Annotated in this window: 19 protein-coding genes; 11 read left to right on the forward strand and 8 right to left on the reverse strand. The window is 56.7% G+C overall.

The features are described 5' to 3' along the window. The first annotated feature begins 27 nt into the window (after positions 1-27). Positions 28-507: a peroxiredoxin gene (locus tag ACTG39_RS00105; protein WP_439105479.1), complete on the forward strand. Its 480-nt coding sequence runs from the start codon at positions 28-30 to the stop codon at positions 505-507. Between the two features lie 6 nt (positions 508-513). Then, complete coding sequence (locus ACTG39_RS00110; RefSeq protein WP_439105480.1) at positions 514-1,605, forward strand: DUF2855 family protein; 1,092 nt, start codon at positions 514-516, stop codon at positions 1,603-1,605. Here the strand turns inward: ACTG39_RS00110 and ACTG39_RS00115 are convergent. Together ACTG39_RS00115 and ACTG39_RS00120 are read right to left on the reverse strand one after the other, a co-directional pair. Beyond that, complete coding sequence (locus ACTG39_RS00115; RefSeq protein WP_439105481.1) at positions 1,602-2,267, reverse strand: paraquat-inducible protein A; 666 nt, start codon at positions 2,265-2,267, stop codon at positions 1,602-1,604. The genes ACTG39_RS00110 and ACTG39_RS00115 overlap by 4 nt on opposite strands. After that, on the reverse strand, positions 2,264-3,691 hold the full coding sequence (locus ACTG39_RS00120) for an SLC13 family permease (protein WP_439105482.1): 1,428 nt from the start codon (positions 3,689-3,691) through the stop codon (positions 2,264-2,266). Before ACTG39_RS00120 ends, ACTG39_RS00115 begins: the two co-directional genes overlap by 4 nt. Before the next feature lie 115 nt (positions 3,692-3,806). Here ACTG39_RS00120 and moaA point away from each other — a divergent pair, with 115 nt between their 5' ends. From moaA to ACTG39_RS00145, 5 genes are read left to right on the forward strand one after another with little or no spacing between them, the layout of a single operon-like run. Then, on the forward strand, positions 3,807-4,817 hold the full coding sequence (moaA, locus tag ACTG39_RS00125) for a GTP 3',8-cyclase MoaA (RefSeq protein ID WP_439105483.1): 1,011 nt from the start codon (positions 3,807-3,809) through the stop codon (positions 4,815-4,817). Between the two features lie 38 nt (positions 4,818-4,855). Continuing rightward, positions 4,856-5,803, forward strand: a complete 948-nt coding sequence (locus tag ACTG39_RS00130; protein ID WP_439105484.1) for an AAA family ATPase — start codon at positions 4,856-4,858, stop codon at positions 5,801-5,803. Next, positions 5,804-7,264 carry a VWA domain-containing protein gene (locus tag ACTG39_RS00135; RefSeq protein ID WP_439105485.1) on the forward strand — a complete coding sequence of 487 codons (1,461 nt, stop codon included), beginning with the start codon at positions 5,804-5,806 and terminating at the stop codon, positions 7,262-7,264. It abuts the gene before it with no gap. 25 nt (positions 7,265-7,289) lie between these two features. Next, the gene (locus ACTG39_RS00140; protein WP_439105486.1) at positions 7,290-9,572 is read left to right on the forward strand and encodes a DUF1631 family protein; all 2,283 of its coding nucleotides are present in this window, start codon (positions 7,290-7,292) and stop codon (positions 9,570-9,572) included. Then, positions 9,572-9,949, forward strand: coding sequence for a PilZ domain-containing protein (locus ACTG39_RS00145; protein WP_439105487.1), 378 nt, complete (start codon positions 9,572-9,574; stop codon positions 9,947-9,949). Before ACTG39_RS00140 ends, ACTG39_RS00145 begins: the two co-directional genes overlap by 1 nt. A gap of 26 nt (positions 9,950-9,975) precedes the next feature. Here the strand turns inward: ACTG39_RS00145 and ACTG39_RS00150 are convergent, their stop codons facing one another. Both ACTG39_RS00150 and ACTG39_RS00155 read right to left on the reverse strand, forming a co-directional pair. Continuing rightward, positions 9,976-13,125, reverse strand: a complete 3,150-nt coding sequence (locus ACTG39_RS00150) for an efflux RND transporter permease subunit (protein ID WP_439105488.1) — start codon at positions 13,123-13,125, stop codon at positions 9,976-9,978. Further along, the gene (locus tag ACTG39_RS00155) at positions 13,125-14,162 is read right to left on the reverse strand and encodes an efflux RND transporter periplasmic adaptor subunit (RefSeq protein ID WP_439105489.1); all 1,038 of its coding nucleotides are present in this window, start codon (positions 14,160-14,162) and stop codon (positions 13,125-13,127) included. The genes ACTG39_RS00150 and ACTG39_RS00155 overlap by 1 nt, the downstream gene beginning before the upstream one ends. Positions 14,163-14,418: 256 nt before the next feature. Here ACTG39_RS00155 and gshA point away from each other — a divergent pair, with 256 nt between their 5' ends. Both gshA and ACTG39_RS00165 read left to right on the forward strand, forming a co-directional pair. Further along, positions 14,419-16,014, forward strand: a complete 1,596-nt coding sequence (gshA, locus tag ACTG39_RS00160) for a glutamate--cysteine ligase (RefSeq protein WP_439105490.1) — start codon at positions 14,419-14,421, stop codon at positions 16,012-16,014. Continuing rightward, entirely contained in the window at positions 16,015-16,512 is a 498-nt protein-coding gene (locus ACTG39_RS00165) for a disulfide bond formation protein B (protein ID WP_439105491.1), read from the forward strand. 329 nt (positions 16,513-16,841) lie between these two features. Here ACTG39_RS00165 and ACTG39_RS00170 read toward each other — a convergent pair whose 3' ends face one another. Beyond that, a complete protein-coding gene (locus ACTG39_RS00170; RefSeq protein WP_439105492.1) occupies positions 16,842-17,579 on the reverse strand; it encodes an FKBP-type peptidyl-prolyl cis-trans isomerase in 738 nt (245 codons plus the stop codon). A 236-nt stretch (positions 17,580-17,815) separates the two neighbouring features. Here ACTG39_RS00170 and ACTG39_RS00175 point away from each other — a divergent pair, with 236 nt between their 5' ends. After that, the gene (locus ACTG39_RS00175) at positions 17,816-19,648 is read left to right on the forward strand and encodes an ABC transporter ATP-binding protein (protein ID WP_439105493.1); all 1,833 of its coding nucleotides are present in this window, start codon (positions 17,816-17,818) and stop codon (positions 19,646-19,648) included. Here the strand turns inward: ACTG39_RS00175 and ACTG39_RS00180 are convergent. After that, the gene (locus ACTG39_RS00180) at positions 19,645-20,160 is read right to left on the reverse strand and encodes a TIGR02444 family protein (protein WP_439105494.1); all 516 of its coding nucleotides are present in this window, start codon (positions 20,158-20,160) and stop codon (positions 19,645-19,647) included. The genes ACTG39_RS00175 and ACTG39_RS00180 overlap by 4 nt on opposite strands. A gap of 20 nt (positions 20,161-20,180) precedes the next feature. Here ACTG39_RS00180 and ACTG39_RS00185 point away from each other — a divergent pair, with 20 nt between their 5' ends. Then, positions 20,181-22,094, forward strand: a complete 1,914-nt coding sequence (locus ACTG39_RS00185; protein ID WP_439105495.1) for an ABC-F family ATP-binding cassette domain-containing protein — start codon at positions 20,181-20,183, stop codon at positions 22,092-22,094. Here the strand turns inward: ACTG39_RS00185 and ACTG39_RS00190 are convergent. Both ACTG39_RS00190 and ACTG39_RS00195 read right to left on the reverse strand, forming a co-directional pair. Beyond that, positions 22,051-22,335 (reverse strand): GIY-YIG nuclease family protein, encoded by a 285-nt coding sequence (locus ACTG39_RS00190; protein WP_439105496.1) that lies wholly within the window; start codon positions 22,333-22,335, stop codon positions 22,051-22,053. The two genes, ACTG39_RS00185 and ACTG39_RS00190, sit on opposite strands and share 44 nt — an antisense overlap. 29 nt (positions 22,336-22,364) lie before the next feature. After that, the gene (locus ACTG39_RS00195) at positions 22,365-24,509 is read right to left on the reverse strand and encodes an FAD-dependent oxidoreductase (RefSeq protein WP_439105497.1); all 2,145 of its coding nucleotides are present in this window, start codon (positions 24,507-24,509) and stop codon (positions 22,365-22,367) included. Positions 24,510-24,597 lie beyond the last annotated feature (88 nt).

Raw genomic sequence — 24,597 nt, forward strand, 5'->3', positions numbered from 1 at the left:
ACTTTATTGATATCAAGGACAGAAGCGATGAGTATTTCCGTTGGTGAAAAAATCCCCGCAGGCAAGCTACAGGTGATGGGTGAGAATGGTCCTACACCGGTAAGCACTGATGAGTTGTTTGCAGGTAAGAAAGTTGTGCTCTTCGCAGTGCCGGGCGCTTTTACCCCCGGTTGCTCCATGACTCATCTCCCGGGCTATGTCGTCAACGCCGATAAGATTCTGGCGGCCGGCGTGGACACCATCGCCTGTCTTTCGGTAAATGATGCCTTTGTGATGGATGCTTGGGGTAAAGCACAGAATGCAGAGCACATCATGATGCTCGCTGACGGCAATGGCGACTTTACCAAAGCACTGGATCTTGAATTGGATGGTCGCGGTTTTGGCATGGGGCTACGCAGCCAACGTTACGCCATGGTGGTCGAAGATGGCACAGTCACTGTGCTCAATGTCGAGCCCGGTGCTGGCGTCGATGTAAGCGCCGCCGAAACCATCATGGCGGCACTCTGATCAGCTATGGCTGCGCAACTGACACTGGAAACCCGCCGCGACGCCTTTGATCAACTGCGCGTTGTCGAGGATAGCTTGCCCGAAAGCCTGGACGAAGGTCAGGTTCTGTTGGAAGTCGATCGCTTTGCGCTAACAGCCAACAACATCAGCTATTGCTACGTGGGCGACTTGTTAGGCTACTGGCGCTTCTTCCCCACGAGTGATGAGGCCTGGGGCCGCGTACCCGCCATGGGGTATGCCACGGTGATCGGTAGTGCACACCCCGACGTTGAGATTGGCGAGCGCGTCTGGGGATTTTTCCCCATGTCGACGCACCTGCTCATCAACGCCGGCCAGGCCAATGACTATAACTTTTGCGATGTATCGGAACATCGAGAGGGACTCGCGCCCATCTATGCACAGTTCCAGCGCGCCTCCCACAACCCGATCTATGAGACGTCACGCGAAGAGCAGGATAGCCTCCTGCGGGGGCTATACCTCACGTCCTGGCTGTGCGAAGACGCATTGTTTGACAATGATTTTTACGGAGCAAAAGACTGCCTGATCACCAGCGCTTCAAGCAAAACATCGATCGCCCTTGCGCATGCTGTGCAGGCTCGAGGGGCTTTGCGCAGCGTGGGATTCACATCGGCACGCAACAAGGCTTTTTGTGAGCAACTGGGCTGTTATGACAGCGTAATCACCTATGACGACATCGGCAGTCTGCCAGTAGCACCCGCGGTGAGTGTGGATATGGCTGGCGACAAAACGGTCAATATGGCGCTGCATAGCCACTATGGCGATCAACTGCGCTACGCCTGCCTCATAGGAGCGACGCATCAGGATGGCCCCATGGGTGGCGGCGAAAAACTGCCGGGGCCAAAGCCGGAGCTCTTTTTTGCGCCCGCGCAGGCCGCCAAGCGGAGCAAGGAATGGGGCCCCAGCGAAATGGAGAAACGCATTGCAAAAAGCTTTGTTGGCTTTCGACACTTTGCCGACAGCTGGTTAGATATTCGTCACTTTGATGGCGATCCAGCCGCTCAAGAGGCGTTCCTCAAAGTGCTTCGGGGTGAGGCTTCTCCCGCTGAGGGATATACGGTATCGCTGCGATCAGGCTAGTCCGCCGGACTAGCCCGCACTGAATCAAGCGGTGACTGTCCCACAGCGTGGCGCCCCGCAACCAGGTTGAGCAGTCCGCCGGCGGCGATGGCAAAGAGGCAGTAGCCAAGAAAAAACCAAAAACCCTGCTCCAGCTGTGCATCCATAATCAATAACTCACCGACATGATTGGAGGCCCTGCCTGCCATAAAGGCAATGAGCATGGCCATCACAAACACATCCGCCATGGACCACTTCCCCAGCGCCCCATTGAGCTTTAGGAGTCGCAAGCCAAAGCTACCAGGCAACAACAGCGCGCAAGCCTGAAGCACCAACTTAAGCACCGGGATCACCACGCTAAAACTGACTATCATTACGGCAACCAGTAGATTTCCGTTCTCAGCCAGCTCTCGAGACATACCCAAAATAGAGCGTGTGCTGCGATAAGCTTCGACACGACCCTCTATTTCGTCCAGGCCCATCATGCGCGCCATGGCATTGAGCATGTCCCGAGTCTGGCTATTACCACCCTCACCCGCAATGAGATCAATACCAAAGTCAGCGAGTTCGGACTTTTCCAGCTCGCCACTCAACGTCAGCACCGGCTGCGTGATACCCGGATAAAGCAGCCCCATGGAAATCAGGATGAGACAAAGGCCCAGAATCCGCACACCTCTGGTCATCGCACCATTACTCCGTAACACACCAGCGTAATCACCCCCGCCGCAATAAAATTGAGTACAAGACCTTCGCGAGCCATTCGCGTCGTCGTAATCAGTCCCGATCCAAACACCACGGTGTTAGGCGCCGTCGCGACAGGCAGCATAAAGGCGCAGCTCGCACTCATGGCCGCAGGGACCATCATGAGCTCCGGGGGTAAAGCTGCTGCAAGTGCGGCAGCAGCCAGCACCGGCATCAGGAGAGTCGTGCTCGCCGTATTGCTCGTCGCCTCGGTCATAAAAGTCACAACCAGACAGACAACCAGAATTAACAGAATAGTCGGCATATTGGTTAAGGAAGCCAATGCCTGACCCAGTACATCGCTCAAACCCGAGGCAACAAAGCCCTTGGCCAGGCAAATGCCGCCGGCAAACAGTAAGAGTACGCCCCAGGGGATACGACTCGCTTGCTCCCAATCGAGCAAGCGTCCACCCCGGCCGTTGGGTACGATGCACATAAGTACCACTGCCAGTAAGGCGACAGATGCATCGTTTGCCTGCGGCAAGTCCAGCAGCGCCCTCCAGCCGCCAAAAGGCTCACTGCGCGTAACCCACGCCAGCGCCGTTAAACCAAACACGGCAAGCACCCGCCTCTCTTCCGAGCGCCAGGGGCCAACGACGGGCAGCTCCAGACTTGCGCTGCGCTCAATGCCCCGGGTAAGCGACCATGCCATAGCGGGCACGAGTAGGAGCACGACGGGCACACCCCAACTCATCCAGCGAGTGAAGGACATCTCATTGCCCGTGTACTCTTGGTAGATCTGCATGAAAATTAAATTTGGCGGTGTTCCGATAGGCGTTCCCACGCCACCAACACTGGCTGCATAAGCAAGCCCCAGCAGCAGGGGCACAGCTAGGCGCTCTCGATCGCTGGACCCCTCCAGCATTGCCAGAGCGACGGGCAAGAGCATCAAAGTCGTCGCGGTATTAGAAATCCACATGCTCAGTACAGCGGCGGCGGCCATGAATCCAAGCACCAAGCGCTGAGGACTCCGAGCGCCAAACAGATGAATCATTCCCAAGGCAATCCGCCGATGCGCGCCACTACTCTCCATAGCCTGAGAAAGGAGAAATCCTCCGAGAAGCAGCAAAATAAGCGGCGACCCATAGGCCTCCCCCACTTCCGCAGGGGTGAGAACGCCCATTAAGGGCAACACGGCCAAGGGGATTAAGGACGTGACAGGAATCGCAATGGGCTCAAAAATCCACCATACGATGCAAATAATCGCCACTCCCAGCACCACCGCCACGTCCTGCGATTGTCCAGCGTTCATAGCCAGCGCTGCCGCAAGAAGGGCCAAAACCGGTCCCGCGTATAGAGCGATAGTGCGCACTAGCGGATACGACGCTGCAAACAGCAGATAACGGGCGCCCAGGAAGGGGCGCATAAGGGACTGCGAGGGTTAGATAAACTCATAGACGCCCATCGTGTCCCAGGGAGTGCTAGCTGTAAAGCATCAGAGGTGCTTGGTCGCGAAGCCGCAGAGAAGTACACTGCGCGCCATGCACGAAAACACGCCACAAACGCTCATCGATCGCTTCGGTCGGCGCGTCGACTATCTGCGCTTATCAGTGACTGATCGCTGTGACTTTCGCTGTGTCTACTGCATGGCCGAAGACATGAAGTTTGTCCCCAAGAAAGAAGTACTCAGCCTTGAGGAGCTCGCTCTGGTTTCTCAGGCCTTCGTTAATCTTGGCGTCCGCAAAATCCGCCTCACGGGCGGCGAGCCTCTGGTTCGGCACAACGTCATGCAGCTGGTAGAGCAACTCGGAGCAATGCAGGGACTGGACGAACTGGTGATGACGACCAACGGTTCACAGCTGCAACGCCTGGCAAAACCCTTGAGCGATGCAGGTGTGAAGCGCCTCAACATCAGTCTGGACAGTTTGCAGCCCCGACGTTTTCGGCAGATAACCCGAGTGGGCCATCTCGAACAAGTAATTGCCGGTATCGACGCAGCCTGCGCTGCGGGTTTTGAGCGCCTCCGTATTAACGCGGTCATCATGCGCGGTGACAACGATGACGAGATTCTCGACCTGGTGGATTTTGTTCGCGAAAGGGACATCGATCTCGCGTTCATTGAAGAAATGCCCCTGGGCAGCATCGATAGTCATGATCGCTCTCTGACGCTCGCAGACAGCGATTGGCTGCGCGCTCAGATCGAAGAGCAACACAATCTCGTGGCCCTGGGAGACCCCAGTGGCAGTGAGGGTCCCGCTCGCATGTATTCCCTCGAAGGAAGTCGCAGTCAAATTGGCTTTATCTCGCCGCACAGCAACAACTTTTGCCACCTGTGCAATCGTGTCCGGGTGACTGTAGAAGGGCAACTTCTTCTTTGCCTGGGTAACGAGCACTCGGTAGACCTTCGGGAACTCCTGCGCAGCCCAGGCACCTCAATCCATGAACTACAGGAAACACTGCAGCGCGCCATGGATATCAAGCCAGAGCGCCACTATTTTGATAACAGCGAAGAGCCGCAGATTCTGCGCTTCATGAACGCGACGGGCGGCTAAGCCAGTCATCGCATCAGGTTACGGAGAGCCCCAGGGCCGTGGAAAAAAGAACAGAACTTGCTTCGATGGAGGCTATCGAAAAGGGCTTTGCGGAGCTTGGCTACATTTGCAGCCCAAGAATCGCGACCGCGGTGTTTCTCGCCGCGCAACTGCGCAAGCCGGTATTAGTCGAGGGCCCTCCCGGCGTCGGTAAAACCGAACTGGCAAAAACTGCGGCGACACTCCTGGGACTGCCATTGGTTCGTCTACAGTGCTACGAAGGATTGGACGAAGCCAAAGCGCTGTACGAATGGAAATACGGCAAGCAGCTGCTTTACACCCAGGTTCTCAAAGAGAAGCTGGGGGATTTGCTCAATGGTGCCGAAGGCCTCGCCGAGTCTGTGGAGCGCCTACACCAGTTTGGCGACGTGTTTTATTCCGAGGAGTTTCTCGAGCCGCGGCCCTTGTTACAGGCCATGGAACATCCCGAGGGCGCCGTGCTACTCATCGACGAGATAGACAAGTCCGATCATGAATTCGAGTCGCTGCTGTTGGAAATCCTATCGGATTATCAGGTTTCCATCCCAGAAATTGGCACCATAAAAGCAAAGTCGACGCCGCTGGTATTCCTCACCAGTAACAACACCCGGGATATATCCGATGCCCTAAAGCGTCGTTGCCTGCACCTACATATACCCTTCCCAAGCATTGACCTCGAGGAGCGCATCCTCGCCAGTCGAGTGCCCGAGGTGCAGGAGAGTCTTCGCAAGCAGCTCGTGGGCTTTGTGCACGCGGTACGGGAGTTGGATCTCAAAAAGCAGCCCGCGGTCTCTGAAACCATAGACTGGGCCCGCAGCCTTCTCCTGCTCCACGCCACAGAGCTGGAACCGGAACTGCTTCAGGAAACGCTCAACGTCCTACTCAAATTTGAACAGGATATTGAAACTACCGAAGCAGAACTGGGCGCCATTTTGCGCAATCTTGAGCAGGCGTCGGACAGCCTCTAAATGCAGTCCAGCCTGCTCCGTTTTATCGAGATACTGCGTAGCCATGCGTTGCCGGTATCCCCTGCGGAGACGCTGGACGCCGCTGCGGCTATGGAAGTCGTGGGGTATTCCGATCGAAATACATTACGTAACGCCCTCGCTCTAACGCTCGCCAAGAGTGATCGAGAAGAGCACACATTCTTTTACTGCTTTGACCAGTTTTTCGACCAGCAAGCCGCGGATTTCAGCACAGAGACCGAAGACGCCACTTCCGAGGCCGGAGACGCCGGCGGCGAAGCATCGGAGGCAGCAGCATACGATGGCCCCGATGCTGCCGGTAATGGCGCTGGGCAAGCCGCTGCAGGAGGCTCCGCTTCAGACGCTGCAGAACTTGCCGCGGCCGCTGATAGCTCCCCGTCGCTGCAGCAACTTCTGGATGGAGAGCTTCTCCCGGCGCTGCTTGAGAATGAGCGGGGAACCCTGAGCACCGCCATGCGCCGTGCGGGACAGGACGCCGGGTTGAGTAAAATTCGTTTGTTTACCCAGAAAGGCCAGTACACGCGCCGGATTCTCGATTCCTTGGGCGAGAACTTGATCCGCGATGCGGTGATTGAATTGGAGCGCGCAGACTCAGCAGCGATCGACACCCTGCGTCGCTATCGTGACGTTCTTCGGGAGCAGGTCCGGGACTTTGTGGAACAGCAGTACCTCATGAACGCCGAGGGCCATAACAGCGCCTTCATGGAAGACATTCTCAGCAAGACTCGGCTATCCAACATTGACCGACGCCACCGCGACCGGGTCCAGGAGCAGGTTCGTCGCATGGCTCGTCGTTTGGCCAGCCGACACAGTGCCCGCCGACGCCCCGTCAAGCGCGGCCAACTCAATATGGGGAAAACGCTGCGGGGAGGTATGGCCCATGACGGCATACTGTTTAAAACCCATTGGCGTTCTCGAAAGCGCGATAAAGCACAGCTGTTAGCCCTCTGTGATGTCAGCGGCTCCGTCGCTGCCTACGCCAGTTTTTTGCTGATGTTCTTGTACAGCCTGCAGGATGTCCTGCCACGCACACGAAGCTTCGCCTTCTCCAGCCATCTTGGAGAGATCAGCGATCTATTCAGGGACGAACCTCTGGAGCGAGCGATCGAGTTGGCTAACTGGCGCTATGGCGGTGCCACCGACTACGGCAGCAGTTTTAGGGATTTCTCCCAATTGGCTTTGGACGACATCAACCGCAACACATCGGTTATCATTCTGGGTGATGCGCGTAACAATCGAGGAAACCCTGAGCTGGAGATCATGCAGAGCATTTACCAGCGTAGCAAACAAGTGATTTGGCTGAATCCGGAGTCGCGGCGCGCTTGGGGCACCGGTGACTCAGAGATGCTGCGCTACCAAACTGCCTGCCACTACTGTGCACCCTGCAGCAACCTGCAACAGCTTGAGCGTGTCGTCGACCAGCTGCTCAAGAGTTTGCGTTAGGGTTCCGCCGGTTTAGCGGCGACACATGTCCCTTTCCCTCGAACACATCCCACTCCCCTGCTCCCTGAAAGATAAGGTCCAGGAGATCTTTGCTCCTCAAAATGCAGCGCTCAGTGCCAATGTGCTTCCGCGAGAAAAGTTGATTGCCTTTCTTGCCAAAAGTAAGGATACCGACAGTTCGCCGCTGGCCACGATTAAACGTCGCGCTGCAAAACAGGGCCTCAACCCCGACCTCGGACCAGAAGATCACGCCACTCTCGTTTGGATCTGCGAAGCCTTTGATGAATGGGAAGACCACTACCCATTGGAACAACCTCTTCGGGACCACATTCGCAGACTATTGCCGTTAGCTATATCGGTAGCACTCAAAGAGGAATCGTTTTACACACCGGGATCCCACGACCTCCATCGTTTGCTTGACGCCCTACAAAACGGCGCGGTGGGCTGGCAGGTTCGTCTGGACCGCGCAGGACAAATGCTCGAGCAGCGCGTGCAGCGGGCTGTTGAAAAAGCACTGGAGTGGTTCAATAACGACAGGCTCGATATTGCTGCTATCACTCACGAGCTGATCGCCGCCAACGAACGAGATGCTGCAAGAGCACAGCGCATGGTGCAGCGCTTGGCTGAGACCGAGGAGGCGCGCCTCAAGACACTCTCGGCTCGCCGCGACGCGGCCATGGACATTAACGTGGGGCTCGAGAAATACGAGCTACCCGCCGCCATCGGTGAATTTCTCAAGGGACCCTGGTATGACAGTGCGCAGTTGGTGCTGGTCAAACATGGTGCAAAGTCCCGGGAATGGGAGCAAATGAGCCGAGCGACCCTCCACCTCATGGAGTCAGTTCAGGCACCCCCGGATCGAGATGATGCAGGCCGTGATCGGCAAGAACAAATTCTTCGGTACCTTCCGAGCGAGCTTCGTCGCTGGCTTCTAAGCCTGGAACACGATAGTGATGCCACAGACAGTGCCATTGGTCTGGTGGAGTACGCGCACCTGCGCATACAGCACGGCCAAAAACTCCAACTCATCAAAATCCCGACTATTGATGTGGAGGCTGAGCCGCCCGAACAAGAACAGTCCGGAGATGAGGGTCTGGCCAATGGAGACTGGTATCAATTTGAAGATGATGACGGGGAGCTAAGGGCCCAACTGGTACTCCAGCTGGAAAACAGCCACCACCTGTTGTTCACCAACTTTGTGGGCCTCAAGGCACTGGATCTCTCCGTTCAGGCGTTTAGCCAACGAGTTAGAGACGGCTTTTCTGTACGACTACCTAACCGCGAAACATTTAGCCTGAGTCTCGCCGCCGCGGCAGGTATCGACAGCGACGACCGATTGCGCCAATTCATTGACCCCAGTTACCAGGCCCAGGAGAGCGACCCGGATCCCGTCGCGACCGACTACTCCGACAGCCATGCGGAGCATGAGTCCGATGATGAACGACGCACTTATGCTGATCGACGCACGCACGACGAAGACCGTCGAACCCACGATGAAGATCGGCGGAGTCATGATGACGTCGCTGAGCCTGAGGCAGACGAGGCACTGAACATTGAGGACGTGCCTGATACGAGCAATATTGTTGCCAGCGCAGAAGCCGAGAACTGGTCCGACGAACTACCTGATCTAAGTGATGCTGGTGACTGGGATCCTGTTTTGGAGCCCCCGGAGGGAGCCGAACTAGAGCTCACGCTCGAAGAGGAGGAGCCGCTCACCCCCATAAGCGACACTCCCGCCCCACTCCCTGAATATGCAGCACCGCCGCCATCGACAACAGAGCAAGCTACGCCAGCTCAGGGTGGCTTCGCCTCTCCAACTCCACCAAAACAAGACGGCTTTCAAGCAGCGACCCCGGCACCCTCAACTGCGGCTCCTGTATCGCCGCCAGCTGCTGCAGTTCCGCCCCAGGCACCGGCGCATAATCCACCGCCAGCTGCTCCCGCTCCTGCACCGCCTCCCCCGGAACCGGAACCGCAACCGGCAGCTGTGCCGCCCACCGCATCCGCGCCGCCTCCCGAGCCGTCACCGCAGGCACCGAGTCCGCCTGCTAGCACAACAACGCGGGAAGTCGATGTGCCGATGGGAGCCTGGCTTGGTTTTCATGACGGAGAAACCCCCATCATGGCAAAGCTCGCTGTCTTTGACCCCCGGCGCGACAATTATATCTTCGTGAATCGCAAAGGTATTGCCCTGCGAGAACTCAGCCGCTCAGAGCTGGTCGCGCTTATGGATCAAGGGCTGGTCGATATCCTCGAAACTCGCTCCTATTTCCGAGACGAAGTTGAAAAAGCGCGGGAGGAAAGATAATGGCCGGCAATGACAAACGACGCTTTTTCCGTTTACCTATCTCTTCGCGGGTATTTATTGAAATCGAATCACCACCTCCCGGCAGCATTGGTCCGGGAAAAGTCGCGCGCTGCGACACGCTAGATGTCTCCCACAGTGGTTTAAGGGTGCGACTGGCGGAGTCGGTAACCGTGGGAGCCATTCTACAAATTGGTGTAGAGCTTCCTGGTGAGACCGAGCCCTTCTATCTAGTGGGTCAGGTCCGCTGGCGAATGCGCGACAAAGAGAATCCCGGCAGTTGGATTGCCGGGTTTGAAGTTCTCAACGCGCAGGGTTCTGATGTTGAACACTGGGAAGCAGCGCTCATGGAAATGGACGAGAAAACCCCCGCCCCTTAAAGCTATCGCTACAACGCGAGGGAACTCTAACTCGCCTCCTGGCCTGCAGCTATTGCTGCTTTCGCCTCAGCCTTGCTTGCTTCAAAGGACTCCATCTCAGCATCAAGCTGGCGACTCACAAGCTCTGGTGAACCCGTACCCCGCGCCAGCAAACTGTAGGCCATGGGTACCAGGAACAAGGTGACGAGGGTCGCCAGTGCAACGCCTCCCATGACCACAACGCCAATAACGCTGCGCACCTCATGCCCGGGGCCTGTGGAAAGCACCAAAGGCAAAGCACCCATCACGGTGGTAAAGGCGGTCATAACGATGGGGCGGAGTCGCTTACTCGCACCCTCGATAACCGACTGCTCATACTCAAAGCCGGCATCTCGCATCTGGTTGATGAACTCTACGATGAGAATGCCGTTCTTTGCGGCCAAACCCACCAGCATAATCAGGCCTACCTGGCTGTAGATGTTCAAGGTCGCACCCACGAGCTGGAGACCCCAGAGCCCGCCTAGCAACGCCACGGGCACCGTGAACAATATAATCGCGGGGTGCACAAAAGACTCAAACTGCGCGGCCATGACCAGATAAACGATGAGGAGCGCCAGCAGGAAGGTTAGGTAAACACTGCCGCTGGCCCGGTAATACTCCAGAGACTCACCCTTGAAGTCGAAACTCGCGGTTTCGGGTAGCTCCGTGCGCACGACTTCCTGCAGGTAATCGAGGGCCTCGCCCAGCTTGTAGTCATCTGCTAAAGACGCGGAGAGTGTGAAGGAGCGAACACGGTTGTACCGATTCAGGCTTCCGGCACCGGCCTCTTCCCGCAGCGTGACAATATTTGAGAGCGGTATCAGTCGGTCGGTCGTCGTGGAACGAACGTAGATGTTATCCAGGTCTGACAGCGTTCGGGACTCCTCGCGGTCTCCTTCGATGATCACGTCATACTCGCGACCGCCCATAATAAAGGTCGTGACACGACGGGAGCCCAGGAGAGTCTCAAGAGTCCGTCCGATGTCCGCAAGACTAATCCCCAGATCTCCCGCACGATTCCGATCCACCGATACGCGCAGCTGGGGCTTGGTCGGCTTGAGATCGGTGTCCACGCGGAGCAGGCCCGGATTCTCCGAAACTGCCTTGAGCATGATGTCTTGCCACTCCGCCAGATTTTCGTAGCTATCACCCCCCACCACAAACTGCACCGGATCGGCGTTACCGCCACCGAAAGAACGCGGCGCTCGTACAAACACCCGGGCACCCGCTACATCTTTTACCCTTGCCTGCGCATCGGCTGCGATTTCCTGTGACGTGCGGTCACGCTCTTCCCAGGGAGCAAGAGCCATGATCGTGAAAGCCTGATTGAAGGACTCACCACCCCCCCAACCCGGCGCACGAATCAACAGCCGGCGAACCTCACCGCTCTCAACCAGCGGCATCAGCAGCTGCTCTACTTCCAGAACCTGATCTACGGTGTACTCAAATGAGGACCCCTCTGGCGTGGCGGCGATCATGTACAACACACCGCGATCTTCCGTGGGAGAGAACTCTTGGGGAACGCTACGACTCAACTGCCAGGCCGCGAAAACACACAAGAGCAATACGGGGATGAACAACCAGGACCGCTCTACAAAGGGTTTCAACACCTTTCGATAACGCAGCTCCATAGCCTCACTGAGCGCTTCTACTTTATCCGCCAGACGGTTTGAGACTTTTTCTTTGTTCAGAAGCTTAGAACAAATCACGGGCCCCAAAGTTAAGGCCACAAAGCTGGAGAAGATCACCGCGATCGCCATGGCTACGGCAAACTCCGCGAACAAACGCCCCACATTGCCCTCCAGAAACGTAATGGGGATAAACACCGCGACAAGCACCAGAGTCGTCGCAATAACAGCGAAAGCCACCTGCCGTGAACCACGGTAAGAAGCAACCAGCGCAGACTCGCCACGAACCAGCCGGCGATGAATATTCTCGAGCACTACGATGCTGTCATCCACTACCAGACCGATGGCCAACACCAAAGCCAACAGGGTCAACAAGTTGATGCTGTACCCCAAAGCCCAGAGCATGCTGAAACTACCAATGAGTGAAATAGGTACGGTGAGCGCGGGTACCAGAACACTCCGGGGATCACCCAGAAACATAAAAATGACGATAACCACCAACACGCCGGCGATGAACAGTGTCGAAAACACCTCATCAATCGCGGCATCGACAAACACCGAGCGGTCAAAACCTACCACCAGTTCCATTCCGTCTGGCAGCTGCTGGTTTACTCGTATGATTTCTTCCTGCACTGCCCGGCCGACGCTGAGGGCGTTGGCCTTGCTCTGCTTCACAATCCCAACTCCGACCATGGACTCCGTGTTACCACGGAACAAACTTCGGGACTCTGCGCTGGCAAGCTCTACTCGGGCGACGTCCGCCAACCGAACAAGATACCCATCGTCACCGCGGGCTAAAACCAACTCTCTAAAGTCCTCGGCGAGCTGATAGCTGCGATCAATACGCACAACAAAGTCCCGCTGCGACGACTTAATGGTTCCCGCGGGCAACTCCACGTTTTGACTGCGCAGCGCGGACTCTACATCGGTCACGGTTAAGCCCCGTGCTACCAGCGCGTTGCGATCGAGCCAGATACGCATGGAGTAGATTTGACCGCCGCCGATGCGGACGCGCGCCACCCCATCGAGCACCGCAAAGCGATCCTCAAGATAGCGCCGGGCATAGTCCGTTAACTCCAGCGCGGACATATTCTCGCCCACAAGGTGTGACCAAAAAATCACCTGCTCATCGCTGTTGCTCTTGCGGGTCTCCGGAGGAAGGGCCTCTTCGGGGAGATTGTCCAGAACGCCAGACACACGATCACGCACGTCATTGGCCGCTGAGTCGATATCCCGATCTAGATTGAACTCGATCGTTACCGTCGACTCACCGTCATAGCTGGCAGAGCTCAGGGTCTTGATACCCTCAATACCTGACAGGCGATTCTCAATCAGCTCGGTGATTTTGTTCTCAACGACTGCGGCGGACGCACCGGGGTAGGAGGTCTGAACCGTCACTATCGGTGAATCAATATCCGGGTATTCCCGCAAGGGGAGTCGATCGAAGGCCAGCAAACCAAAGGCAACGATCAACGCGCTACCCACGAGAGCCATCACTGGCCGTCGAACTGCGATATCAGAAAGTAACATTAGCTTTGCACCACGCGAACGGGCATCGCATTCCCCGAAAGGCGGATCACGCCATCTCGGACAACCTGCTCGCCTTCGCTCACACCATCCAGAATAACGACCCAGCCCGGGATACGGGCTCCAATTTGAACTTCGCTGCGCAGCGCCTGCTCTCCGTCAACTTTCCAGACAAAGTGGCGTGCCGCTCTGCTTTGAATACTCTCTTCGGGCACCATTAAGACGTTGTTTGACTCGCCCGTGACTTCAATTTCCATTAGCAGACCCGCACGGAGCAGGCCTTCATCGTTTGGCACAACTGCCCGCGCGGTAATCGCCCGTGCAACGGGATCTACGCGACTGCCCACCGCGGACAGAGTCCCAACAAAGTCTTCAGCAAAAGCTGCACTTTTGGCAACAATCTGCATCCCAGGCTGCAAAACGCCGAGATAGCGCGCGGGCACCGTGAACTGCAGGCGCATGCGGCTCACATCATCCAGCGTGGTAAGTCGCTGTCCAAACGACACCAGGGCTCCTTCACTAACCTCCCTCAGCCCTAAAACTCCTGAGAAGGGTGCCACGATGGTCAGATCGGCGATGCGTGCTTCCAGCTCGCTGATCTGGTGCCCCAATACTTCAACTTCGGTTGTCGCTGTGTCCAGATCCGTTTGCGCCACCTGATTCTTCCGCGCCAGATCAGCGAGTCGCTTAACTTCTCGCCGGGCATCGGCGAGTCGCGCGCTCAGTTCGCGAAGAGACGCCTGCTCAGACTCCTGGCGGAGCGTAGCCAGTACCTGGCCTTTCTCTACGATCTGTCCGTCTTCAAAATTTAGGTTGGTGATACGCTGAGCAACAGGGGCCGTGATGTCTACGGACTCCCACGCCTGCAGAGTACCCAGGGCGGGAATCCTGTCTCGAAAGCTTCTCGATTCGACTTCGACTACGGTAACTGGAGCAGCGGGGCGCTCGCGCCCACCACCTGCGTCATTCTGTCCGCCAAATTGAAGCCAGGCAAAAACGCCGGCAACTGCCAGACCAACAACAATGACCAAGGGTTTCATAGTTACCGCGTAACTCCTTCTCTGCAGGGTAAGGGGGGAATAAGATGCCGCGGCATTCTATCATTTACAGCCGTGGCATAAGCGGTGAGCTATACGTGGCCACGGGCGCTTCGGATTGCAGGCCTCTGCGCTAACGGATTGTGGGCCGTAAGGTGTATCATCGCAGCCCACACGGGCGTCGCTTTTTTGCGCCGAATTTCATCTAAAGGCTTAGACCTGACGCGTCGTCGCGACAAATCGCGGCGAGGAGATATTTTTGAATTCGCAATGGCACCAACAACTCGCGAAACTCTCAGTAACGCAGCCAGAGCTCCTGCGTGGCATATGCCGCGGGATCGAAAAAGAAAGCCTTAGAGTTGCCGGTGATGGTGTATTAGCGCAAACGCCTCACCCTGAGGTGCTGGGTTCTGCATTGACTCACGGCAGTATCACCACGGACTACTCCGAATCACTCATGGAGTTTATTACTCCGGTTTCCAGCAGTATCGAAGACACGCTTAAGACCCTCGAGGACGTGCACAGCTTTGTGTACAAACATATAGGCAGCGAGCGTCTGTGGAGTGCGAGCATGCCCTGTATCGTCGCCGGCGACGCGGGAATACCTGTAGCGCGCTACGGCAGCTCAAACGTGGGTCGTATGAAGACGGTGTACCGCTACGGTCTCGGTAAGCGCTACGGCAGACTCATGCAGGCCATCGCCGGGGTGCACTACAATTTTTCTATGCCTGAGTCCTACTGGCCCGAAGCACAGAAAGCCGATGGCGATGAAGGACCGCTTCAGGACTACATCACAGGCCGGTATCTTGGCCTGATTCGAAACTTTCATCGATGGTCCTGGCTGCTGATCTATCTCTTTGGCGCGTCCCCTGCCGTATGCGCGAGTTTTATGCGCGGCCGCGGAGAGCATCATCTGGAACCCTTTGACGCCGAGGGCAATTCTCTCCACCTTCCCTACGCCACGGCGCTGCGTATGGGTGACCTGGGATATAACAGCTCCGCTCAAAAGTCCCTGCGGGCCTGTTACAACTCGCTGGATAATTATATCGCTACGCTGACTCAGGCGATTCTTAGCCCCCATGCTGACTACGCCGCGTTTAATGGCAAGGAAGACGGCGAGTACATGCAACTCAATGACAGCTTGCTGCAGATAGAGAACGAGTTTTACAGCACGATCCGACCAAAGCGCCCGGGAAGCAGCGGAGAAACACCACTCCATGCGCTGCATGAGCGTGGGATCGAGTACGTAGAGGTCCGCTGCATTGACGTGAGCCCTTTCCACCCGTTGGGCATAGATAGCAGTCAGATTCGACTGCTGGACAGCTTTCTTTTGTATTGTCTCACGCAACCCAGCCCCGCCTGTGACGAGGCCCAGCAAGATCGGCAGACGGCAAACCTCAGCGCCGTGGTGAATCGCGGGCGCGAACCGGGCCTCATGCTAGCTACAGAGTCCGGACCCCGAGCATTGAGCACCTGGGCTGCAGAGCTTCTCGAGGAGATAAGCGCGAGTGCCGAACTTCTGGACACCGTGCATCAGAGCTCAAGTTATGCCGAAGCCCTCGCTGAGCAACAGGCAAAAGTACGCGGCGACCTGGAGTTACCCTCGGCACGGGTGCTCAGGGAAATGAGCGAAAAGGGAATGCCGTATTACCGTTTCGCCATGGGCTACAGCAATCGCTGGGCAGAACACTTCAAGGACTGGGAACTGGATTCCGAGGCAGAAAAGTCGCTGACAGACGAGAGTACCTCCTCTCTCGCACGCCAAGCAGACATCGAAGCGGCAGACACCATGAGTTTTGAAGAGTACATCGCCGCCTACTTCGATCAGTATAAAGTTCTGAATCACGGAGACTAAATGAACGCGCTGCTACAAATCCGCCCCGTATTCTTTGGGCTATTCCTACTCACTATCGTCTCCATGGCCTTCGCGCTCTTCTATCTGGAAAGAACGTTGGGGCTGCCCCCCTGTCCTCTGTGCATCACACAGCGTTTGTTTGTAGTGCTGGTCGGCTTTTTTGCGCTTCTGGCCGCGCTGCACAACCCCAAAGGCTGGGGCAGGCAAGTCTATGCACTCCTCTGTCTCATCAGTGCGTCCGTTGGCGGCGCCGTGGCGATGAGACACATTTGGCTGCAAAACCTGCCGGAAGAACTCGCTCCCGCCTGCGGTCCCAGCCTCGAGTACATGCTGGAAACCCTGCCTTTCTCAGAGACCTTTTCAGTCGTGATGATGGGCGATGGCAACTGCGCTGAGACAGTCTGGACCTTCATGGGGCTCAGCATTCCCGAGCAAACTCTCGCGCTCTTCGTCGTCCTCGCCGCAGTATCGCTATTTCAGATGTTTCGTAAGCAATAACGCTTCGCCAGTCGATAGCTCGCAGCCCTAACACAGCTTTCCTCGATGCGAGGTGCCAGAGCACGGATATCGGGCAAGCGAGTCTCATTCGCTACGTGCGCTGGGAGGGGGGGGACGCTTACTTTGCAAATAAGCCTCACTTACCCTTGCGCAGTACCAGTCGATAGCACGCAGGGCTGCGTGCGTTGATTACGGAGCGAGCGTCACCCAACTTAAGCGAGTGCAGTGATCGGCGCTCGCAGCCCACCCCACTAATAAACTGAAGAGCCAAAAAAAAGGGCCTCAATCGAAACTGAGACCCTCTTCTTCAAGCATTGAGTGTTACATGCTTAGCCTTCTTCACCGGCTTGCGTAGGAATACTAAGCAGCTCGACTTCAAAAACCAATGCGGCATTAGGGCCGATTCGCTCCCCTGCACCGCCTGCACCGTAGGCAAGCTCCGAGGGAATGAACAGCTTGTACTTGGAACCAACCTGCATTAGCTGCAGCGCTTCGGTCCAACCACTGATGACCTGGCCGACACCAAAGGTAACAGGCTCGCCACGGGCATAAGAAGAATCAAACTCTGTGCCGTCAATGAGCGTGCCACGGTAATGAACTTCTACGCTGTCTTCCGCGGTAGGTGTTGCACCGTCGCCCGCTTCAATCACTTCATACTGCAAACCCGACTCAGTGGTCATCACGCCTTCGCGTGTGCTGTTCTCGAGCAGAAAGGCAGTCGCTGCAGCCGCATTGGCTTCAGCCATTGCGGAAGCCATGGACTCACGCTCGGCGTTTACGCGCTCTTGAAAGGCCATCATTTCAGCCTGGATTTCTTCGTCGGTCAGACGCTGAGGCGCGCTAGTCATAGCATCACGCAAACCAGCGGCGAAAGCATCGACATCAACGGTCATGCCGTCGTTCGCCATGTTTCGGCCAAGACCCAGCGCTACGCCGTAGCTCAAACGCTGATTAGGGGTTTCTAGCTGTAGTTCAGCCACGGCAGTTTCTCCTGAGTTCTGTTGCTGACATGCACTCAGCGCAATCACGGCGCAAAGCGCTACCGCGGGCTTCATAAATGTATTCATGGGTACTTCCTGTGAATTGATATGGTTCGATAGATACCGTGCCTTCGGTCAGATAACGCCCCCCCGCTGAGGTGCGTCAAAAAAAGGCCGACGTATTTCGAGGGCGCAAGTGTAAACGCTGTATGGCCCATCTGCCACCCTCCATGCTGTGCCGCTTTTGCAGACACGCTACACTGCGCGCGCTTCCTGACGCCAGGAACAGAAACTTCGGATCCCGACGACAGCTGGAACACATCATGGCTTTTCGGTTTTTTGAACAACTTGTACAGCCTTTTCCGAAGGCACAGCCCGGTCGAGCGCCCTCCTCCGTGTTTCGCTTCTGTCGTCATCATTCCAGGGGGCTTGAGCCATGGCTGATCTTGATGTCGCTCCTGAGCACGTTTATAGCCATCGTTGAAGTTTCCCTCTTTGAAGTGCTGGGTCAGGGTGTAGACCTGCTATCCACGACGACGCCGGACACGATTGCAAGCGAAGGCGGCCGCTCACTCTTGTGGTTATCGCTGGGATTGCTGGCGGCATTCCCGATCATGGTCGCCTTGCAGTCACTGCTTCTCCATCAAACGCTCATGGGTAATTTCCCCATGATCGTGCGCTGGATGGCCCACCGCTATCTCCTGCGTCAGAGCCTGGGGTTTTTTCAGGACGAGTTTTCCGGGCGAGTCGCCACTCGCGTGATGCAAACCGCCCTGGCCGTACGATCTGTAGTACTCATCACGCTGGATATTCTGGTCTACGTCGTCGTGTACTTCCTTTCCGTGCTGTTTTTGCTTGGCAGCATCGACCCCAGACTCGCGATACCCCTGTTTGTCTGGCTGTTGATCTACATCTTCATTTTAAAAACGGTTCTCCCCCGCATGCAGAGCGTATCGGAGACGCAGGCCGACGCGCGCTCCATGATGACCGGTCGCATTGCGGACAGTTACACCAACATCAGCACGGTGAAGCTTTTTTCCCACGCTCAGCGGGAATCCAACTATGCCCGTGAGGGTATGGAGGAGTTCCTGGGTACCGTGCATCCGCAGATGCGTCTCGTCACGTGGATGGAAACTTCCATAACGGCAAACAACACCCTCATGCTTCTCACCGTGAGTGGAACAGCACTGTACCTATGGTTTGAGGCTGCGATCTCTCCAGGATCCATCGCTGCGGCCTTGGCGCTTTGCCTGCGTATCAATGGCATCAGCGAGTGGATCATGTGGGAGGTATCCGCCCTTTTCGAAAACGTCGGCACCGTTCGCGACGGCATCAGCACGCTTTCCCGGGACATCGAAGTCGAAGATCATCACGAGGCGAAGGTGTTGCAGGTGCAGGCTGGGCAGGTAAGTTTTAAAAATGTTGCCTTCGCTTACACGCCCCAAAAGCCTGTCTTTGACGGACTCAATCTCAACATAGCACCAGGAGAGAAAATCGGTCTCATTGGTCGCTCCGGAGCCGGTAAGTCCACGCTCGTTAACTTGCTTCTGCGATTTTCGGATCTTCAGAGTGGGAGTATCACAATCGACGGGCAGAACGTCCGCGAGGTCAGCCAGGAAAGCCTTCGCGCCCACATTGGCATGGTCACCCAGGATACATCTCTCCTCCACCGCACTGTCCGGGAGAACATTCTCTATGGGCGAGAGTCTGCCAGCGAAGAGGAGCTGCTCACTGCGGTCCATCGCGCCCGCGCCGATGAGTTTATCGACAACCTTGAGGACCACAGCGGAGCCCGGGGTCTTGATGCCCAGGTAGGTGAACGTGGCGTTAAACTCAGCGGTGGGCAACGTCAACGCATTGCCATTGCCCGGGTAATGCTTAAGGACGCACCCATCCTGGTATTGGATGAAGCCACATCGGCGCTGGATTCCGAGGTGGAAGTCGCGATTCAGGAAAGCCTCTATGAGCTGATGAAAGGCAAAACGGTACTCGCCATTGCTCATCGCCTATCTACCATCGCCGCGCTGGATCGACTGGTGGTACTGGATGGCGGGACTATCGTCGAGACCGGCAGTCACGCTGAGCTCATTGCCAAAGATGGAATCTATAAGAGACTCTGGGACTACCAGTCCGGTGGATTTTTGGCTGCGGACTAAGGGGCTTCAAGTATCCTCTGAAACTCAGTGAAAGCCTCATCATCGAGCTCATAGTGTCTGGCCAGCGTGCGCAACTGCTCCTCGAGCAGCAGTGGCGGTGCCGACGCATCCACTGAGCCGGTAGTCGAGTCCGCCGCGTAAATCTCGGCAAGAAAACCCAACTGCGTCCGCTCTGCCTGGATCTCCAAAGTCTTTATCGCAGCATACTCGGCTGCGCACTGCGGCTGTCCCTGCCAGCGCTTACGCTGCTGCCGAAGCGGCAAAATGACCTCATCACGCCAGGACTTACAACGGGCCTCGGCAAGATAGAGGTCTTCGGCGTTGAGGCGCCGACCCTGGGTAGTGCACCAGCAGGTATAGAGCATCAAGTTGACGTCGACGCCCCACTGCTCTTGTGCGTGGAGACATAGCTCTGCCACATGGGGGCGCGCATAGACGTCCACAGCGAAGTGCCACAAACGCGAAGCCGCGCTTGAATCTTCCTGCTTGTTTGTCTGTTCCCTTGCGTCCACGCCCAGTAAACTCCCCGCCCGTGATCATCTTACGCGACCTAAGCCTCCGCCGGGCAGACCGCCTCCTCTTTGAGGAGGCTAATGCGAGCCTGCTTCCCGGGCAAAAAATCGCCCTTACAGGCGCTAATGGCTGTGGCAAATCCAGCTTGTTTGCCATGCTTCTGGGCGACCTTCAGGCAGACCGTGGAGATATAGAAGGTCTGCAAGGACAACGCATTGCTCACATGGCTCAGGATGTAGCCGCCAGTGACGTGCCCGCGGGTGATTTTGTACTGCAAGGCGATGCGGCGGTAGCGGAACTGCTATCAAGCCTCAAAGCAGCAGAAGCCAAAGACGACTATGCCGCCGCGGCGAGCGTCCACACACAGCTCGAAGCCTGTGACGGATACGCAGCGGAACGCCGCGCCCTACAACTGATGCTGGGGCTTGGATTCGAAGATAGTGATGCCCGGCGCAGGGTATCTGAGTTCTCGGGAGGTTGGCGTGTCCGCCTGGCACTCGCCCGAGCCCTCATGATGCCCTCGGACTTACTCCTTCTGGATGAGCCCACCAACCACCTCGATCTGGACACCACCTTGTGGCTCCAGGACTTTCTCAAAGCCTACCGGGGAACGCTGTTACTCATCTCTCACGATCGGGATTTCATTGATGCCAGTTGCTCTGCAGTCCTGCATATCGAGCAGCAACGCCTTAACAGTTACAAAGGCGGCTACAGCGACTTCGAGCGACAGCGCGCTTTGCGTCTCGCGGAGCAACGCGCCAGCGCTGAAAAGCATGCCCGGCGACGCGCCGAGATAGAAGACTTTGTGCGCCGTTTTCGCGCCAAGGCCACCAAAGCAAAGCAGGCCCAAAGTCGTCTCAAGGAGCTTGCCCGTATGGGCGAGATGGCACTGGCTCACGAAGACAGCCCCTTTGAGTTTCGGTTTCCCGAGCCCCCCCGGGGGCGTGATCCGCTCATTGAGCTGCGCGGCGCCCGGATAGGCTATGGCGATAAGGCTCTGATCAGCGGCGCCGATTTCAGCTTGCGAAACGGCGATCGTATGGCCTTACTTGGCCGCAACGGATCAGGGAAAACGACGTTCCTGCGCAGTCTCTGCGGCGACCTGGCCCTGCTAGGAGGTGAACGGCATAACAGTGAAGGTTGCCGCATCGCCTATTTTGACCAGCAGCAGGTAGACACCCTTGATTTGGACAGCTCTGCACTGCTGCATTTACAACGACTCACACCAGACGCCCGAGAGCAAACTCTACGAGACTTTTTGGGTGGCTTTGACTTCCGGGGCAAGCGTGCAGACGCCATTTTGCGACCCTTTTCCGGCGGCGAAAAAGCGCGCCTGGCCCTTGCCATACTCGCCTGGCAGCGCCCTAACGTATTGGTGCTGGACGAACCAACAAACCACCTGGACCTCGAAATGCGCCGAGCATTGGAGATCGCACTGCTGGAGTTTTCAGGTGCGGTAATTGTGGTGAGCCACGACCGTCACCTGCTGCGCAGCACAGCGGACACACTCTACCGCATTGCGGATGGTCGCCTGGGGCAGTTTGATGGCGACCTCGACGCCTATGAAGCTCTTATTCTTCGTGGCGCCGATATCTCCACGGACACCGGTCCTGCCAAAGCCGAAGGATCCGACAAGAACCGCGGCACTGTGGATCGCCGCGATCAACGGCGAGCAGCCGCGGCCACCCGAGCCCAACGTCGCCCGCTTGAGCAGGCCATCAAGAAGCTGGAGCGACGCATGGAGTCCATTGGAGAGAAGCTGGCCAATATAGAAAGTGCCTTGGCAGACCCTTCAATCTACGAACAGGAAGCCAAAGATAAGCTCACAGAGCTGCTACGGGATCAGGGAGCTCAGCGCTCCGAACTCGAGGACGTAGAGAGCGAATGGCTTAGTCAGCAGGAATCGCTTGAGGCGATGATCGAACAAGACTGAGTTTGTCTCGCCGCGACAAACGCTTTATCTCGGCCTCTCGCACCTGCGCAGATGAGCGATCGTCACACTCCTCAAACCATATTGCGACAACCGGTCTGCGCGCCCGGGTGTAGTTTGCGCCTCCCACAAGCTCGCCATTGTGTTGCCTGAGCCGACGCCCAAGATCCCTCGTGACGCCTGTGTAAAGAGTCTCATCAGCGCAGCGCAGGATATACACCAACCACTGAAGCTCAACACTCATGGCAAGTACGCCGCTAACTCAATAGTGCCCTAGCCGCGCCGCCAGGTTTGGTAACGCTCGAGCCAGGCGAGCAGTTTTTCGGGCTTGCGTGCCTTACGCCACTCACTGGCAAGAAAGCGATTCGCCTCGCTCATGGTGGGATAGATGTGGATAGTTCCAAGAATTTTGTTCAATCCGAGACCGTGTTTCATGGCCAGAACAAATTCGGGTATCAGATCTCCCGCGTGAGCGCTGACAATCGTCGCCCCGAGAATGCGGTCGCGACCGGGTACAGTGAGAACCTTCACAAAGCCCTCGTCTTCGCTGTCTGCAATGGCACGGTCAAGGTCATCGATTCCGTAACGCGTGACCTCGTAGGGTACGCCCTGCGCCTTCGCCTCGTCTTCGCTTAAGCCGACGCGGGCGACTTCCGGGCTGGTAAACGTCGCCCAAGGAATCACGGAGTAGTCCACGCGGAATCGCTTTAGGTGCCCCAGGAGTGCGTTCACCGTGGCGAACCACGCCTGGTGACTGGCGGTGTGGGTAAACTGATAAGGCCCCACAATATCTCCGCAGGCAAAGATTGTTGGAATGTCGGTCTGCAGATAATCATCGACCTCAATGGTGCCCCGTCCCGTAGTGCGAATACCCAGCTCCTCAAGTCCCATGCCTTCGATGTTTGGCGTGCGACCTACGGCCAGTAACAGCCGATCAAACTCCAGAGTCACGGCTTCACTGTCTTGCAGGCATTGTGAGGATTGGGTGTCCCCGTTTTTAGCAAATGACTGCGGCTCACAACGGGTAAGTATCCGGACGCCCTTTTTCTCCAGGCGCGCGTGCACCAGCGTCGACGCGTCTTCGTCCTCTCTCGGCATAATCCGCGACGCGTGCGTTACCAGAGTCACTTCGGAGCCAAGGCTTGCCATTGCCTGCGCGAGCTCACAGCCAATGGGGCCGGCGCCCAGCACCATCAATCGTTTGGGTTGCTCGCGAATCTCCCACAGCGTGTCTGATGTGAGGTAATCAAGATCTTCAAGACCGGGTAGCTCCGGTACGCGTGCTCGGGCACCACTGGCGATAATGATGTGCCGTGCGGAAATACGCTCTCCGTTCACCTCAACTTCCCAGGGAGAAACAATTTTTGCATCGCCTGAGACACAATCAACGCCCAGAGAGGTAAAACGTTCTACGGAATCGTGAGGCTCAATAGCCTCAATCTTCGCCTGCACGCGTTCCATTACCGCCGGAAAATCAACGGACACCTCCACCGGCGCGAGCCCGAACTCCGGCGCCCGGCGCATCTCTTCGGCCACGTGTGCGCTGCGAAGAATTGCCTTACTGGGCACACAACCGGTATTCAGGCAGTCACCGCCCATTTTGTGTCGCTCAATGAGCGTTACCTTGGCTTTGAGCGTCGCAGCGATGAGTGATGCAACCAGTCCGGCAGAGCCGGCACCGATCACGACAAGGTTGGTGTCAAACTTTTTGGGCTTGGTGAATCGCGCCAACTGACGCCGGGACTTGAGTCGGCCAAGTAAGCTGCGGGCGATAAAAGGAAAGACAGCCAGTAAGACAAAGGAACCCAGTAGTGCCGGAGACAGGATGCCAGACAGGCTCTCGAGCTGGCCTAGTTGGGTTCCCGCGTTCACAAACACCGCCGTCGCCGGCAGCATGCCTAACTGGGACACCCAGTAGAAACGCGGCGTACTGATAGGTAACAGACCGGATATCAGATTAATCACGAAAAACGGAAACACCGGCACCAGACGGAGGGAGAACAGATAAAACGCGCCGTCCTTTGCGAAACCTTCGTTAAGTGCCTTCAACTGCCGTCCAAATCGCGTCTGAACCCAGTCCCGAAGCAGCGAGCGGGAGACCAGAAACGCCAGAGTGGCCCCTACAGAGCTTGCGAAGGACACCAGTAACAGGGCGGTCCAAAACCCAAAGATTGCTCCACCGGCCAGCGTCATAATCGCAGCGCCCGGCAAAGACAGCCCGGTGACGGCCACGTAGAGGCCAAAAAAGATCATTGCGATCATCAGCGGATTGGCATCGCGCAGGGCCTGCAGATCATCACTGCGCCCGCGCAGCTCCTCGAAACTGAGCAACGACTGTAAGTCGAAGTGCCAGAAGGCAAAAAAGCCCGCCAGAACCAAAGTCACTATGACTATCTTTACCGGTTTTCCTGCTGCCATCTCCACTAATTCCTTTATCTTGGTGTCGGGAAAATGCCCGAAATACGCCAGATCACAAAAAAGATCGCCCGCGCAAAGCTTGAATATT

The organism is Congregibacter sp. (genome assembly GCF_965662665.1).
Classification (GTDB): Bacteria; Pseudomonadota; Gammaproteobacteria; order Pseudomonadales; family Halieaceae; genus Congregibacter.